The organism is Agrobacterium sp. 22-214-1 (genome assembly GCF_053522465.1).
This window is the reverse complement of sequence record NZ_JBNWCK010000006.1, coordinates 67,512-82,052: the sequence shown is the minus strand read 5'-3', so window position 1 is coordinate 82,052 and position 14,541 is coordinate 67,512. Positions and strand designations below refer to the sequence as shown.

The window sequence follows — 14,541 nt, the reverse complement described above, 5'->3', positions numbered from 1 at the left end:
ACGCTGAGTGGATATCGAAGATCTCCGGACATTCGTCGAAGTTGCAGATGCGGGAGGCGTCACTTCGGCCGCGCTGCGGCTCGGCATCTCCAAGTCGATGGTCAGCCGGCGGCTCTTGCGGCTTGAAGCCGAGCTTGGCGTCCAGCTTCTGGCCCGATCCACACGCGGCGCTTCCCTGACGGAGGCGGGAGCAACCTTCCGGGACTATGCGGCGAGGATTTCAGCCGAAATCGATGTGGCGAGGGAGACAATTCTTCCGGCTGGCGAGCTCTGCGGGCGTCTGCGGATTGCTGCGCCGCTTTCTTTCGGCCCGACGCATTTCGCACGGGTGATTGCGCAAATGGCGCGCCGCTATCCCCAACTCCAGATCCAGACCTGTTACACGGATCGTTTCGTGGATCTGATCGCAGAAGGGTATGATTGTGCGATCCGGGTCGGCCACCTTCAGGATTCCAACCTTGTCGCCAGACGTGTCGGCCCCCTCTACGGAAGTTTCGTCGCCAGCCCGGACTATATCAGGGCCCATGGCTCTCCGGAGACACCGGAAGAACTCGTCACCCATCAGGCTCTCATGCAGGGAACGGAAACCTGGCAGGTGATGGATGGAGACAGGGTGACAAGCATTCGTCCACAGGGACGTTTCAAGGCCGACAACGGGGCCGCCCTCGCCGTCGCCGCAGTCGCCGGTCTGGGGATCGCCGTGTTGCCCGACGATCTCATCAAGGATCATCTGGACTCGGGCGAGCTGGTCCGCGTCATGAAACGCTATCCGCCGCCGCCGGCGGGAATATTTGTCGTCAGACCGCCCGGCCAGCATCCGGCAAGAAAAATCCGGGTGCTGACCGAAATGCTGATCGAGTGCTTCGACCATGGCCCGGCGACGGCCTTCCGTTCCAATGCCGGGGGAAGCCCCCCGGCCGCCACCTGACCGGCACGTTTTCAAAACCGAGCGCGCTCTATCCGTCACTCAGCAATGGGCTTCGGGAGAACCAGATCGCCGACGGTGTATGTGTGAAACTCGCTCCTGGAGACGGTGTCCAGTTTCCGGAATTTTTCGACGAATTGCGGATCGGAAAAGAACTCGTCGACATTGCCGGTTCCCTGAATGGCCTCGACATTGACAACCGTCTCTCCGTCGGTGCTTTTCGCAAGGCTGCTCCAGAGAAACCCTTCTTTTCGTTCGGCAACATAGTGAACGACATCCTGAATAATGGCGAAGGCTTCGTCCTGCTTTCCCGGATGCGCATGAATGACGTTGACAACGAAGGTCGTGGGAGCGGGAGAGCCCGCAAAAGCTGCGATAGGTTTCGTTTCCATGAGTTATCTCCATTTGAAGCTCGAGCCATTTCGGCCGCGGCGACATCTGGATATCGGAAGCAAAATAGCGGATAAACGAGCTGCTATTCTTAACATACCGGATAAAAATTCCTTAATTGCGGCGTCATGGACAAACTCGGAACACTCGGCATATTCATTCAGGTGGCGGAAGCGGGAAGCTTCGTGGCCGCCGGGCATCGCCTCGGCATCTCCGGATCAGCCGTCGGAAAAGCCATTGCGCGTCTGGAGGAGGAGCTGGGCGTAAGACTGTTCAATCGCTCGACGCGCAGCATGGCCCTGACGGAGGACGGAAGTTTCTTCCTCGATACATGCCGGCGCATCCAGTCCGAATATGAGACCGTGCAGGCGCAACTGTCGAGATCGCAGGCCGTTCCGCGCGGGCAACTTCGAGTGAGCCTTCCGCTTGCGGGCATGCTTCTGATGCCGACGATATCCGCCTTCATGGAGGCGTATCCCGAAATCAGCCTCGACCTCGATTTTACCGATCGTCTGGTTGATGTCATCGAAGAGGGATTCGACGCCGTCATCCGAACGGGCGAGATCAGGGACACACGGCTGATGAGCCGCAAGCTCGGCACTTTCAGGCACAGCGTCGTGGCGGCGCCTGACTACCTCAAGGCGCATGGACGCCCGGAGATTCCGGAAGACCTTGTCCGGCACCGCTGTCTCCATCATCGCTTCGCCAATTCCGGAAAGCTTGAGCCGTGGCCGCTGGTTCGCGAAGGACACGAAATCAGGATCGATCTTCCGGTCGCCACCGTTGCGAGCACGCTGGAACCCCTGATCTACCTTGCGGAACGATCATTCGGGATAACATGTCTGCCCTCGTTCGCAGTAACATCCGAAATCGCTCAGGGGAAACTGGTATCGCTGCTCGACGACTACATGGCCGACACAGGGACTTTCCGCGTCCTCTGGCCGACCAATCGATATCTCTCTCCAAAAGTCAGAGCATTTGTAGACTATATGGCCGCCAATCTTTTCGCCCGGTGATCGCACCGACGGCAAGCGCTCAGTAAGCGCCGCGATAACGATCCCTAATAAAGACGGGAAGATCGTTTGACGGCGGCGTAAAAGGCACCTGATACATCAGGTCGCCGACAAAGCCGCGGTGATAGGTGCCATGATTGACGATATGCAGCACGATCTGCTCGCGGGTCATGACGCCTTCCCCTCCTCCGACAAATTCGAAATGAACGGCTTTCGCGAGATCTACGTCCGCCCAGGTGTCGACCATATCGACATACCAGCGGTCCATTTCCTGAACCGCTTCCCATAATTCGCCAATTGCGGGCGTATGGTCGGTGTTGCGGGCGGTGTAACCGTGTTTCTTTCCTTGTAGATGATGCCTGAAAATATCGTCCACCACATAAACATGGTTCAGCGTATGCACCATGTTTCCGAACCGCGTCGGCCTCTGCCGAAGGGCTTCACCTGCCGGCAGCTCCATCACGCTTCTGAACGTCAACCCGTTCGCCCAGGCCTTGTAGCGTACCAGCATTTTCAGGGTGTCCGTTGCCGAGGCGGTGGATGCGTGAATGGGGCTGAGCGGCGCAATATCCATGCTGAAACTCCTTCGTATTTCTGAATTTCAAAAACGATGATCGGATTGATCCGGCGCTGACGCCCCGGACCGGAGGCATTGGATGAGGATCAGCGTGCCGTGATCTTTTCCTGCAAGAGCCGGATGGCGAGATGCTGGATCAGAATGATCGTCTTGGCATCGCGAATATCGCCGCGGCCGATCATCCGCATCGCCTCGGGCAAGGCGATTTCCAGCACATCGATGTCTTCGCCCTCTTCCGCTGAACCGCCACCTGCCCCGACCTTATGTTTCTCGGCATATTCGCCGTAGAAAAAGGCGAGATATTCCGTGACCGATCCGGGGCTCATGTAGATATCGAACAGATGCGTAAGTTCGGAAACCTCATAACCGGTTTCCTCGATCAGTTCCGCACGCATTCGCGTCGCCGGGTCAGCGCCTTCCAGCAGCCCCGCCGGTGTCTCGATCAGCGATTCCAGACCGCCATTCAAAAGCACGGGCAACCGGAACTGGCGGGTCAGCAGGACATTGTCGCTTGCCGGATTGTACAACAGGCATGTCGCCCCGTTGCCGCGATCATATGCTTCCCGGGTCTGCCGTTGCCAGCTTCCGTCCCTCAGCTGAAGTTCATACTCATACTTGGTCAGCCGTCCCCAATCATCCGCCAATACGCGTTCGGAAATGGGGCGGTAAACACTGCTACTCATCAAATTCACCTCGTTTTCGTCTGTCTTTTCAAAGGCCTTGCAACCGGCCTTCGACATGCGTGCGCGTTTCGCCGCCAACCCATATCTGGCCGGCATCATCGCGGGTCAGGTAGATGCGGCCGTGGCGGCCAAGGCGCGTTCCCTGCGCCGCGACATAGTCTTCGTCAACCACGCCCGTCGCGAACAGCCATTGCGCCACCGAGGCGTTGAGGCTTCCGGTGACGGGGTCTTCGACGATGACGCCCAGATGATCGCTGAAGAAGGCGCGAACCTCAAAGGCGGTCTCGCCGCCTTGCGCATGAGGGCCAACCACACCGATATCGATACGGCCGGGCCAATTGCGGGACGGGTCGAGGCCAAGCACCTTTTCGGCCGATGCCAGCCTGATTCCCAGCCAGCCGGGACCATTATCGATCCAGGCGGCATCGATGATATCGCAAGCCTCGATCCTCAACAGCTGCCGCGCCTCTTCCAGTTCGGCCGGCGTCGGTGCGCCGGAACGGATAAGCGGCGGAGCGGCAAAACAAAGTCGCCCATGCGAGCGCCGGATCGTGACCAGTCCCGCACCGCACTCCTGAACAATGGCGGTTTGATTTTTTGCCATGCCGTTGGCCGAAAGCCAGGCATGGCAGCTGCCAAGTGTGGGATGCCCGGCAAAGGGCAACTCCCTGTCCAGCGAGAATATCCTGACCCGGTAATCAGCCTGCGGATGGGTGGGCCGCAGCAGGAAGGTGGTTTCGGAAAGGTTGAACCACCGCGTCAATCCCTGCATTTCATCCGTCGACAAAGCATCGGCGCCGATGACGACCGCCAGCGGATTGCCGGAAAGCGGCCCGGAGCCGAACACGTCGATCATGTGGATAGCAAAACTCATGACATGGCTCTTTCAGTTGGGATTGATCGGCAACACGGACGGCGAGGCTGTCAGCTCTGCGAGAGAAGCAATTTCAACCCCGCAACGGCAAATACCGCAGAAAGCACGGATTCGATCCAGCGCCGCAATCTGGTGTAGAGCGCAATCATCGAGGCGGTGGAAAAGAGAAGCGCATAGCTGCCGAATACGATGACGCCGAGAAGGGCGCAGCCGCCAATGATCGCCGGCAACATGCCCGCCGGCGCGTCCTCGCGAAACCCCAGCGACATGATCGCTATCCAGGCCATGATCGCCTTCGGATTTCCGATATGCATGAGGAGACCCTGCCGGTAGAGCGCCCGATAGGGCGGCGTCGCACGCCCGGTTTTCGTCCCCACAAGATCGGAGACCGGCTTCAGGGCCGACCTGCCCGCTCGAAAGGCCAGATACAGCAGGTAGACGCCGCCAAATATCTTGATGATGAAAAGCGCCTGGGCATAGGCGGCCAGCACGGCGGACATGCCCGTCGCCGCAAGGATCGCCCAGAAGAGCGAGCCGGTGATGACACCGGCCGCCAAAGCGAGGGCGGGCAGCCGGCCATCACGCATCGCCGTGCCCATGATCGCCATGTTGCTTGGCCCCGGGCTGGCGGTGGCGACGATATAGGTGCCGTAGACGAGGGCGATCTGGCTAACGATCATTCCGATTTCTCCAGAAGCAGGACACTTCCCCAGCACTATTGCTGGAGGTCTCCGCGATGAGCGATGTGGACCTTGTTGCCGTCAGGGTCACGCAGATAGGCGCCGAAATAGCCGTCTCCGTAATGCGGGCGTGGCCCCGGAACTCCTTCATCCGTGCCGCCATGCGAAAGGCCGCCGGCATAGGCCGTCTCCACCGCCTCTTTCGACGGCGCCAGAAAGGCGACCATGCCGCCGTTGCCGACCGTGGCCGGCTCGCCGTTGAAAGGACGATAGACATAAAAGCGGGGCAACGGGGAGTGTGCTGCCACCCAGCAAAGCGCCGCAGGCCCGCCATCCGGGGTAACGACCCGCCGCGTCAGGCCGAGCGGGACAAGCACGGCATCGTAGAAGCGTTCCGCCCGCTCAAGATCACGCGTTCCGACGGTTACATGGCTGAACATTCGATCCTCCAGGCGCCAGCATCATGGCCGATCGCCCGCCGTAAAGTGTGGATTTCAATCAGCGTCGTCATAGCCTATGTTACACTTGGTGTTTATTGAAATAGTGTAACGTGACACTTTTATCGAAGGTAAGGCCGTGCTGCTTCAATCCCCCTGGACTCCCCGTCTTGCAGATATTGAGGCGAATGCCGCAGAACGGCTGGTGCTTGCTCTTGCCGATGACATCATCGAGGGGCGGTTGACGGGCGGCGACCGTCTGCCCGCCCATCGCGATCTTGCATGGAAACTGGGGGTGGGGCTTGGCACGGTGACAAAAGCCTATTCAGTTCTCGAACGGCGCGGGCTGACACGCAGCGTCAAGGGACGGGGAACATTCGTGGCGCTTCAGGAGGCGCACAAGGATCGGCAGTTCGACCTCTCCTCCAATGCGCCGCCGGCCACGCTTAATGCCCGCATTCTGGCCAGGACGCTAACGGGGATCGCCCGCAGGATCGATGCGGATCACATCAATCTTTACGCCCCGCCCGCCGGACATCTGGAACACCGCCGCCTTCTCGCCCACTGGCTCGAAACGCTGGGCCTGACCGTCGATCCGTCACATCTGGTGCTGACAAGCGGCGCCCGCCAGGCGCTGGCGCTGGCCTTCGATCTCGCCTGCGGCCCGAAGGGCCTGCTCCTGACCGAACGGATCACCTATCCCGGCGCGATCGCACTGGCCCGGCGTAAAGGATACCGGATGCAGGGTGTTGAAATCGATGCCGAAGGCATGGTGCCGGAAGCGCTTGCCGCAGCGCTCGCCGGCACGACGTCACGTGACGGCACCGCAGTCTATCTGACGCCGACGCTGCATAATCCGACAACCGTCACCATGGGCGCAGCGCGGCGGCAGATCATTGCGGATATTTGCCGCCGGGCGGGCGTATGGATCATCGAGGACGGCGTTTATGCGGCATCGGCCGAGGCCTTGCCGCCGCTCGCCTCATTGGCTCCTGAAATCTCGTTTCATGTGAACGGGCTCTCCAAGTCGCTTGGTCCCGGCCTGCAGATCGGCGTGCTTGCATTGCCGGCAGGGCTGCACGACACCGCCGAAGACCTTCTGCAGGACATGCCGATGGCCCCATCCGCACTCTCCTGCGCGGTGGTTGAAGATTGGCTAACCTCCGGCATCATCTCGTCAATCCAGCGGGATTTACGCCACGAGGCCCGACGGCGCTCCAGCCTGGCTGTTTCACTGCTCGGCACGAACCAGCTTGGCTCGCATCCCGATGCATACAACGTCTGGCTGCCGATGGAACGCGACGCCGCCAATCGTTTCGCATTCGCAGCTGCGGCGATGCGTATCAAGTTGACCCTTCCCGAATCCATGCTGGTGAACCCCGACGATCAGGCGAGCGGTATTCGGCTCTGCCTCGGCGGCCCGTCATTCGACGATCTCACGGAGGCGCTGACGCTTCTGGCGGGGCTGCTGAAGCGTTGGCCTTGAGGCCATCGGCAAATAAACGGCAATACGAAAATTGCATGGAAGCGACCGTATATTATGAGTGATCACCCGCTTGTGCCGGACCAGAATGCGTGGACCCCCTGGAGCCCTGCCGAACTGTCCCAGCGACTGGACGGCGTATCGCGGCCATGGTGCGTTGTCGGCGGCTGGGCGCTCGATCTGTGGCAGGGGAGCAAGACGCGTGAGCATGACGATCTCGAATTCACGGTCCTGCGCGAAGATCTGAGTATCTTTTGCCGGAAACTGGGTGACATGGAGTTCTATACCGTCAACGATGGCATTATCGAACCGCTGCCGGCGGACCAGCACCCGGCTCCCGAGATTTTTCAAATATGGTGCTTCGATCGCCCTGCCGGGTGCTGGCGCGCCGATATGATGATCGAGCCGGGGACGAATGACACCTGGGTTTACAAGAGAAATCCGGAAATAACGCGGCCGCGGATCGAAATGGTGTCGCTGACCGCAGACGGCATCCCTTATCTCAATGCCTCCGCCGTGCTTCTGTTCAAGGCAAAGCACAGGCGCCCCAAGGACGAGGACGATTTCGCAAGAGCCCAGCCCAAATTACCTCTTTCGGAACGCCTTTGGCTGCGAGACTGCCTCGAGCGCCTGCACCCGGGTCACGGCTGGGTACGGGCGCTGCGCCTCCCGTAAGGCCCGCTTGCGGTTAAACCGTTCGCGAAACGCCAAAAGCGCCTCATTTTACGACTTTGATCGCCCAATGTTTAGTCAAACATCGCAGGCGCATCTGTTTTATGCAGCAGTACCTATCTAAACGGATAGGTACTGCGCTTTCAAACCAGCCATACTACCCACCCAAAAGAGTGAAGCCCCTATTCGCCTAAGCTCTTTCGTCCGGAGGCAAGCCGATGCACCGTAAGGCATCGGAACAAGCGGCGCAGTCACCGGAGGCTCGGCAAGCGTCGGATACGCAACTTCAGGCCTGGTTTTGCCCGCGTACGCAAGTCGTTGCGGTGCTGAAGGAGATATCGAGAATGCGTGACATTCATGTTCGTGTCGTATCCCCCATCGTAACGCGCGGCTTTCGCAAGCTGGCGGATCTCAAGGCGCTGGAATATCCCGGCATCAGCCTTTCCCACGCCGAAATAGCCACCGGGCCGGGCTCGATTGAAAGCGAGTTCGAGGCGGCGATGTCCGTTCCGGGCACCCTGCTTGAAATAGCCCGCGCCGAACGTGAAGGCGTCGATGCCGTCATCATCGACTGCATGGGCGATCCCGGCCTGCGCCCGGCCCGGGAGATTTCCGGCATGGTCGTTCTCGGGCCATGCCAAACCGGCATGCATGTTGCTTCCATGCTGGGACACAAATTCTCCGTCATTACCGTCATGCGCCGCCTGATCCCGTCTTTTGAAAATACCGCCGCCCTTAGTGGCCTTTCCAGCAAACTGGCCTCGGTGCGCAGTGTCGATATTCCCGTGCTGGAGCTCGAAACGGACCTTGCCGCCACCGCCCGCCGCCTCGTCGAGGAAGGCAGAAAGGCGGTGGAGGAAGATGGCGCGGAAGCCTTGATCTTCGGCTGCACCGGCCTGATGGGATGCGCCGCCGGCCTGCGTGAAGGGCTGCTTGCCGAGGGCATCGACGTTCCCGTCGTCGATCCCATCCCGACAGCCGTTTCCATTGCCGCCGGCCTCGTCCGCGCCGGTCTTTCCCAGAGCAAGACGACCTATCCGGCACCGCCGGAAAAGGAACTGATCGGCTACGACGCACTGCACAGAGCCATGTTGCCGCAAGCGGCCGAATGACGGGAGATCACGCAACATGGCGGTATCCGCAATGACGACAACCGACAAGCAGATGGACGGCCTGCCCCTCGCTCAGGTTTCGCCGGCGCGAAAGCGCTCGAGCGACGGTTTCGGCTTCTGGCTGCTCCTGCTGCCCGCGCTGATTTTTTTCATCGCCTTTTTCGTCGTGCCCACCGCCTCGCTTTTCGCCCTCGCCTTCAACAAATCGGTGGCCGGCGTCATCACATTGTCGAGCGCGATCACCTTCGACAATTTCGTTCGCATCTTCACCCGCGCCATCTATTACGAGGCCATCCTGCGTTCCGTCGGCATTGCCGCCGTGGTGGCGCTCGTCTGCCTGGTGCTCGGATATCCGCTTGCCTATGTCATCGCCAAAACGGTCAATCCCGGCCGTAACACCCTGCTGATGATCCTCGTATTATCGTCCATGCAGCTCGACATGGTCATCCGGCTCTATGGGCTGATGGTACTTCTGGGCGATAACGGTCTCATCAACGGCGCGCTCATCCGCATGGGTGTCATTTCGCAGCCGCTGCCGCTGATGTACAATATTTTCGGTGTCGTGGTCGGGCTGGTGCAGATCACGCTGCCTTTTATGATCCTCTCCCTGATCGGCATCATTAAATCCATCCATCCGGCGCTGGAAGAGGCGGCCAGATCGCTTGGCGCCTCCCGCACGAAGGCCTTCTTCTCCATCGTGCTGCCGCTTTCCATGCCGGGAATTCTGGCGGGCACGCTGCTGGTCTTTGCACTCGCCATTTCATCCTATGTCGTGCCGGCGCTGATGGGCGGCTGGAAGGTCATGGTCATGCCGATCCACATCTACCAGCAGGTGGCGGAAACCGGGCGCTGGCAATTCGGCGCGGCAATCGCCGTGGTCCTCTTCGTCACCAGCCTGATGGCGATCGCCGTCTATCACCGCGCTGCCATGCGCACCACGGGAGGGCGCAGCTGATGCGTGAGGAATCATCCATTCCGCTTGTTTTCAGGCTTCTGTCGGTCCTGACACTGACCGTCCTGCTGGTGCCGGTCATCATCGTCATCCTGTCCGGGCTGAATGCCGGCGATTACCTGACCTTTCCGCCGCAGGGTTTTTCCCTGCGTTGGGTCTATGCCTTCCTGACCTCACCGACCTTTCTGTCGGCCTATGGCGTTTCCTTCCTCGTCGCCGGCATCTCCACAGCGATTGCGACGATGCTCGGCACCATGGCGGCGCTTTTCCTGACACGGTCGTCGAGCCGTCTCGTCGCACCGCTGCGCGCCTTCTTCATGATGCCCATCGTCCTGCCGGGGGTGGTGCTTGGTCTTGCGCTTTATGTATTCTACGTCACCACCGGCATCGGGCTCGCACGGAGCATGACCGGGCTTATCATCGGCCACGTCATCGTCACCTGCCCCTTCGTCATCGCCACGGTCACCGCCGCCCTCGTCGGCTTCGACCGCAGCCTGGAAGAGGCGGCGCGCTCGCTCGGAGCCTCTCCCTTCACCGCTTTCCGCCTCGTGACGCTGAAGATTATTTCACCGGCCATTTCGGCGGGCACCATCTTCGCTTTCATCATTTCCTTCGGCCAGTTCGAGGTGACGCTCTTTCTCTCGACGCCAAACCTGCAGACGTTGCCGATGGCGATGTATGTGGCGCTACGCTACGCCTTCGAACCCACCGCGGCTGCGGCAGGCATCTTCGCCATCCTTCTCGTTGTCGTCTCGATGGTGGCGACCTCCAGGCTCATCAATCTGAAGCGCATTTTCGGCGGCTAGGGCTCCGCCGGACATTCAATGAAATACCCGTATCCATAGATTCAAAAACAAGGGGAACATGGACATGACAGGAATGACATTCGATCCCGGCCGCCGCAGGCTCCTCAAGATGGGTGCTGCAGCGGCAACCTTGCCGCTCTTCAACATCAACCATGCCTTCTCGCAGGACGTGACCTACGACGGTTCCGTTTTCGATGCCGGCGGGGCGGTGTTGCGGGTAGGCGAATGGGGCGGCCCCTGGGGCGAACTGGTGCACAAATATCTGCTGACCGACTTCGCGAAAGATTTCAACTGCAAGATCGAATATGATTCCACCTGGCCGTGGTTTCCGAAATTCGTCGCCAACGGGCCGAAGAAACCGCCGCTCGACATCACCAACTGGAACCTGCCGGAAATGTTCAAGACGGCGGCAGCGGGCGATTTCTTCCACACGATCGACGAAATCCTTCCCAATGTGCCGAACGGCAAAAATCTCTGGCCCTTCGCCACCTCGAACGGCGTCGGCGTCACCTGGGCCTTCAACCAGTATGTGCATGCCTACCGCACCGATCTCGTTACCCCGCCACCCACCAGCTTCAAGGACATGTGGAAGCCGGAATTCGCCGGCAAGCGCGGCACCTACATCACCTCCAACACCCTGCAGATGGACTTCTTCCTCGTCGCCTGCTCGCTATTCGGCAAGGATCAGTACGATCTCGACGCGGGTTACAAGGCGATGAAGGAATTGATGCCTGCCAAGATTTCGGATTTCACCGGCAACATGCAGACGCTGATGGATCGCGGCGAGGTAGTAATCGCCGTGCAGAGCGACGCCGAACCGATGCAGGCCCGCGACAAGGGCGCTCCCTTCGCCGTGATGTACTGGAAGGAACTTCAGCCGATCCTCACCCAGACCTACACGGTCAGCCGCTATTCCGAGCCGACCCAGAAGAAGCTGGCCTATGCGCTTCTCAACCGCGCGCTGGAGCCGTCCTTCATGACCAATATGGGCAAGGAATTCTACCTGCGCCCCACCGTCTCCAATGCCGTCCTGCCGGATAATCTCGTCAAGGCCGGTATCGTCAACAGCGCCGACGCCACCAAGGATTTCTGGCTGCCGGACTGGAAGGCCTATCTCGAAAACGAAGACGATATCGTCGAGACCGTGAACGAAATCTTCGCGGGATGACCCTCGCACCCGCAGAACGTCGTGGCCGGTCCCGCCGGCCACGCCCCAGAGAGAAAGGACAACGGAAGCCGATGTCGGATATTCAACTGAAAAGCCTCGTCAAATCCTATGGCGACAATGTCGCGGTCGCGGGCATCGATCTGCACATAGAGCAGGGCGAATTCTTCTCGCTGCTGGGACCTTCCGGCTGCGGCAAGTCCACGACATTGCGCATGATCGCCGGCTTCATCCGCCCATCGTCGGGGCAGATCCTGATCGGATCGGATGACGTCACCTATCTGCCGCCCGAAAAGCGCGACATCGGCATCGTCTTCCAGAATTATGCGATTTTTCCGCATATGAGCGTGGCGGAAAACATCGCCTTCGGCCTGAAGCTGCGAAAGAAATCCAGGGAGGAAATCGACAGCTCCGTCGCCTTCGCGTTACGCCAGGTCGGGCTGATGGGATATGAAAACCGCTATCAGCGCCAGCTTTCCGGTGGCGAGCAGCAGCGTGTGGCCCTTGCCCGCGTGCTGGTTACCGAACCGCGCATCCTGCTTCTCGACGAACCGCTTTCGGCGCTCGACAAATCGCTGCGGGAGGAAATGAAATACTGGATCAAGGATCTGCAAAAGAAGCTCGGCATCACCACCGTTTATGTGACCCACGATCAGGATGAGGCGCTCACCATGTCCGACCGCATCGGCGTGATGCAGAAGGCCAAAGTCGAGCAGGTGGGCACGCCGCAGGAAATCTACGAAAGGCCGAAGACGCTTTTCGTCACCACCTTCATCGGCCAGTCGAATGTCATCGACGCCACAGTGAGGGGCCGCCAAGGCGAAAGTCTGGTGGTCAGCTTCGGCGACACCGTGGCGCTGACACGTGTTCCCGCCGAAGACTTCGCCGATGGCAAAGCCGTCAAGCTCGTCGTCAGGCCGGAAAACATCATCATCGGCGAGGCCGGCACCGGCGTTCCGGCAACCGTCGTTTCGGAAACCTATCAGGGTGCGCTTGTCCGCTACCATCTTTCGGTCGGCGGACAGGATATCGTCGCCGAACGGCAGAACCAGTCCCATCTCGCCAGGCTGTCGCCCGGACAGGCGATCGGCGTGACGTGGGACCCGGAACGATCCGAAGTCTTGGTGGCCTGAGACCCGGCCACCGGAACCAGAAAATCGGGAAAGGATGCAATGTGCGGTGACCAGCCGCGCAGGCGCCCTTCCCTTGTCAATCGACAGGAGAAAGACATGCGTATTGGCATTGATGTGGGTGGCACGAATACCGACGCCGCCCTTATGGATGGGGCAGCGGTCATCGGCGCCTGCAAAAGCCCGACAACGGCCGATGTCGGCTCGGGCATCGTGGCGGTGTTGAACAAGCTTCTGGGCATGACGGGCGTATCCGTCTCGCAAATTCAGGCGGTGATGATCGGCACGACCCATTTCACCAATGCCGTGGTCGAGCGCAAGCGCCTGCTGGAAGTTGCCGCCATCCGCCTCGGCCTGCCGGCCACCAAGGGCCTGCCGCCGCTGACCGACTGGCCGAAGGACCTTGCCGACACGCTTGGCCGCCACACCTTCATGCTGCGCGGCGGACATGAATTCGACGGGCGCACCATCGCGCCTCTCGACGAAAAGGGATTGATGGAGGTTGCCGCCACCGTGCGCGAACGCGGTCTGAAGACGGCGGCCATCACCTCGGTTTTTTCACCGGTCACGCCGGAAATGGAGCTGCGCGCCGCCGAAATCCTGCGCGATGCCGTTCCGGATGTCGCCATCTCGCTCAGCCACGAAATCGGCAGGGTGGGTTTCCTCGAGCGTGAAAACGCCTCGATCATGAATGCCTCGCTGGCCGAGCTTTCCCGCAAGGTCGTCTCCTCCTTCCGCAGCGCGCTGAAGGAACTCGACATCAAGGCGCCCTTTTTCATCAGCCAGAACGACGGAACATTGATGTCTCCCGACTATGTCGAGCGTTATCCCGTCCTTACCTTCGCCTCCGGTCCCACCAATTCCATGCGCGGCGCTGCCATGCTGGCCGGTGTCAAGGAAGCCATGGTGGTAGATATTGGCGGTACGACATCGGATGTCGGCATGCTCGTGCACGGTTTTCCGCGAGAATCGGCGGTTGCGGTCGATATTGGCGGTGTGCGCACCAATTTCCGCATGCCGGATGTGCTGGCCATCGGGCTTGGCGGCGGCTCGCTGGTGCGTGACGAGGGTAAGCGCATCGGTCCCGATTCCGTCGGTTACGAGATCACCAGCAAGGCGCTGGTTTTCGGCGGCGATACCCTGACCACCACGGATATCGTCGTGGCGGCCGGGCTGGAGGATATTGGCGACCGATCCCGCGTTGCGCATATTCCCGCAAAAACCATCGAAAACGCGCTCGACACCATGCATCGCATGGTCGATGAGGCCGTGGATCGCATGAAAACCAGCGCCGATCCTCTTCCCGTCATTCTGGTGGGCGGCGGCTCAATTCTGGTCTCGCGCGATCTTCCTTCGGCGTCGAAGGTTTTAAGGCCGGAAAACGCCTCCGTCGCCAATGCCATCGGCGCGGCCATCGCACAGGTGGGCGGTGAGGTGGATCGCATCTTCTCGCTGGAAGGCACCTCTCGTGACGCCGTTCTGGCCAGCGCCAAGGCCGAGGCTTCTGAACGGGCGGTAAAGGCGGGGGCGACTGCAGCCTCCGTCAAGATCATGGATATCGAGGAAGTGCCGCTTGCCTATCTGCCCGGCAGCGCCACCCGCATCCGCGTCAAGGCGGTTGGCGACCTGGTGATCGGCTGAG

General features: G+C 60.3%; 16 protein-coding genes. 10 read left to right on the top strand and 6 right to left on the bottom strand.

From position 1 onward, the window contains the following. Positions 1–7: 7 nt before the first annotated feature. On the top strand, positions 8–928 hold the full coding sequence (locus tag ACQZ5G_RS19870) for a LysR family transcriptional regulator (protein WP_448738717.1): 921 nt from the start codon (positions 8–10) through the stop codon (positions 926–928). A 35-nt stretch (positions 929–963) separates the two neighbouring features. Here ACQZ5G_RS19870 and ACQZ5G_RS19865 read toward each other — a convergent pair whose 3' ends face one another. Further along, entirely contained in the window at positions 964–1,317 is a 354-nt protein-coding gene (locus ACQZ5G_RS19865) for an antibiotic biosynthesis monooxygenase (protein ID WP_135398260.1), read from the bottom strand. Positions 1,318–1,443: 126 nt separating this feature from the next. Here ACQZ5G_RS19865 and ACQZ5G_RS19860 point away from each other — a divergent pair, with 126 nt between their 5' ends. Continuing rightward, a complete protein-coding gene (locus tag ACQZ5G_RS19860; RefSeq protein WP_448738718.1) occupies positions 1,444–2,331 on the top strand; it encodes a LysR family transcriptional regulator in 888 nt (295 codons plus the stop codon). Between the two features lie 19 nt (positions 2,332–2,350). On the opposite strand, the gene ACQZ5G_RS19855 is transcribed toward ACQZ5G_RS19860, so the two are convergent. From ACQZ5G_RS19855 to ACQZ5G_RS19835, 5 genes are all read right to left on the bottom strand, one after another. Continuing rightward, positions 2,351–2,902, bottom strand: a complete 552-nt coding sequence (locus ACQZ5G_RS19855; RefSeq protein WP_448738719.1) for a DinB family protein — start codon at positions 2,900–2,902, stop codon at positions 2,351–2,353. A gap of 89 nt (positions 2,903–2,991) precedes the next feature. Continuing rightward, positions 2,992–3,588, bottom strand: a complete 597-nt coding sequence (locus ACQZ5G_RS19850; RefSeq protein ID WP_448738720.1) for an NUDIX domain-containing protein — start codon at positions 3,586–3,588, stop codon at positions 2,992–2,994. Positions 3,589–3,616: 28 nt separating this feature from the next. Then, a complete protein-coding gene (locus ACQZ5G_RS19845) occupies positions 3,617–4,462 on the bottom strand; it encodes a PhzF family phenazine biosynthesis protein (protein ID WP_448738721.1) in 846 nt (281 codons plus the stop codon). 50 nt (positions 4,463–4,512) lie between these two features. Then, positions 4,513–5,142, bottom strand: coding sequence for a LysE family translocator (locus tag ACQZ5G_RS19840; RefSeq protein ID WP_448738722.1), 630 nt, complete (start codon positions 5,140–5,142; stop codon positions 4,513–4,515). Positions 5,143–5,177: 35 nt separating this feature from the next. Then, on the bottom strand, positions 5,178–5,582 hold the full coding sequence (locus ACQZ5G_RS19835; protein ID WP_448738723.1) for a VOC family protein: 405 nt from the start codon (positions 5,580–5,582) through the stop codon (positions 5,178–5,180). Positions 5,583–5,718: 136 nt separating this feature from the next. On the opposite strand from ACQZ5G_RS19835, the gene ACQZ5G_RS19830 reads away from it, so the two are divergent. The 8 genes from ACQZ5G_RS19830 to ACQZ5G_RS19795 all read left to right on the top strand — a co-directional run bounded on the left by ACQZ5G_RS19830 (position 5,719) and on the right by ACQZ5G_RS19795 (position 14,540). Next, the gene (locus ACQZ5G_RS19830) at positions 5,719–7,065 is read left to right on the top strand and encodes an aminotransferase-like domain-containing protein (RefSeq protein ID WP_448738724.1); all 1,347 of its coding nucleotides are present in this window, start codon (positions 5,719–5,721) and stop codon (positions 7,063–7,065) included. 54 nt (positions 7,066–7,119) lie between these two features. Beyond that, positions 7,120–7,737 carry a nucleotidyltransferase domain-containing protein gene (locus tag ACQZ5G_RS19825; RefSeq protein WP_448738725.1) on the top strand — a complete coding sequence of 206 codons (618 nt, stop codon included), beginning with the start codon at positions 7,120–7,122 and terminating at the stop codon, positions 7,735–7,737. 341 nt (positions 7,738–8,078) lie between these two features. Beyond that, the gene (locus ACQZ5G_RS19820) at positions 8,079–8,846 is read left to right on the top strand and encodes an aspartate/glutamate racemase family protein (RefSeq protein ID WP_448738726.1); all 768 of its coding nucleotides are present in this window, start codon (positions 8,079–8,081) and stop codon (positions 8,844–8,846) included. A gap of 16 nt (positions 8,847–8,862) precedes the next feature. Further along, on the top strand, positions 8,863–9,801 hold the full coding sequence (locus ACQZ5G_RS19815; RefSeq protein WP_448738727.1) for an ABC transporter permease: 939 nt from the start codon (positions 8,863–8,865) through the stop codon (positions 9,799–9,801). Beyond that, entirely contained in the window at positions 9,801–10,604 is an 804-nt protein-coding gene (locus tag ACQZ5G_RS19810) for an ABC transporter permease (protein ID WP_448738728.1), read from the top strand. The genes ACQZ5G_RS19815 and ACQZ5G_RS19810 overlap by 1 nt, the downstream gene beginning before the upstream one ends. A gap of 64 nt (positions 10,605–10,668) precedes the next feature. Then, positions 10,669–11,772 (top strand): ABC transporter substrate-binding protein, encoded by a 1,104-nt coding sequence (locus ACQZ5G_RS19805; RefSeq protein ID WP_448738729.1) that lies wholly within the window; start codon positions 10,669–10,671, stop codon positions 11,770–11,772. 71 nt (positions 11,773–11,843) lie between these two features. Further along, positions 11,844–12,902, top strand: coding sequence for an ABC transporter ATP-binding protein (locus ACQZ5G_RS19800; protein WP_448738730.1), 1,059 nt, complete (start codon positions 11,844–11,846; stop codon positions 12,900–12,902). A gap of 96 nt (positions 12,903–12,998) precedes the next feature. After that, a complete protein-coding gene (locus ACQZ5G_RS19795; protein ID WP_448738731.1) occupies positions 12,999–14,540 on the top strand; it encodes a hydantoinase/oxoprolinase N-terminal domain-containing protein in 1,542 nt (513 codons plus the stop codon). Position 14,541: the final 1 nt, after the last annotated feature.

Bases quoted from the DNA above. Each gene is read 5' to 3' on its own strand.
- ACQZ5G_RS19820 (WP_448738726.1), top strand. From the start codon at position 8,079: ATGCGTGACATTCATGTTCGTGTCGTATCCCCCATCGTAACGCGCGGC.
- ACQZ5G_RS19800 (WP_448738730.1), top strand. From the start codon at position 11,844: ATGTCGGATATTCAACTGAAAAGCCTCGTCAAATCCTATGGCGACAAT.
- ACQZ5G_RS19855 (WP_448738719.1), bottom strand. From the start codon at position 2,902: ATGGATATTGCGCCGCTCAGCCCCATTCACGCATCCACCGCCTCGGCA.
- ACQZ5G_RS19840 (WP_448738722.1), bottom strand. From the start codon at position 5,142: ATGATCGTTAGCCAGATCGCCCTCGTCTACGGCACCTATATCGTCGCC.
- ACQZ5G_RS19825 (WP_448738725.1), top strand. From the start codon at position 7,120: ATGAGTGATCACCCGCTTGTGCCGGACCAGAATGCGTGGACCCCCTGG.
- ACQZ5G_RS19810 (WP_448738728.1), top strand. From the start codon at position 9,801: ATGCGTGAGGAATCATCCATTCCGCTTGTTTTCAGGCTTCTGTCGGTC.
- ACQZ5G_RS19815 (WP_448738727.1), top strand. From the start codon at position 8,863: ATGGCGGTATCCGCAATGACGACAACCGACAAGCAGATGGACGGCCTG.
- ACQZ5G_RS19860 (WP_448738718.1), top strand. From the start codon at position 1,444: ATGGACAAACTCGGAACACTCGGCATATTCATTCAGGTGGCGGAAGCG.
- ACQZ5G_RS19835 (WP_448738723.1), bottom strand. From the start codon at position 5,582: ATGTTCAGCCATGTAACCGTCGGAACGCGTGATCTTGAGCGGGCGGAA.
- ACQZ5G_RS19845 (WP_448738721.1), bottom strand. From the start codon at position 4,462: ATGAGTTTTGCTATCCACATGATCGACGTGTTCGGCTCCGGGCCGCTT.
- ACQZ5G_RS19865 (WP_135398260.1), bottom strand. From the start codon at position 1,317: ATGGAAACGAAACCTATCGCAGCTTTTGCGGGCTCTCCCGCTCCCACG.
- ACQZ5G_RS19805 (WP_448738729.1), top strand. From the start codon at position 10,669: ATGACAGGAATGACATTCGATCCCGGCCGCCGCAGGCTCCTCAAGATG.
- ACQZ5G_RS19795 (WP_448738731.1), top strand. From the start codon at position 12,999: ATGCGTATTGGCATTGATGTGGGTGGCACGAATACCGACGCCGCCCTT.
- ACQZ5G_RS19850 (WP_448738720.1), bottom strand. From the start codon at position 3,588: ATGAGTAGCAGTGTTTACCGCCCCATTTCCGAACGCGTATTGGCGGAT.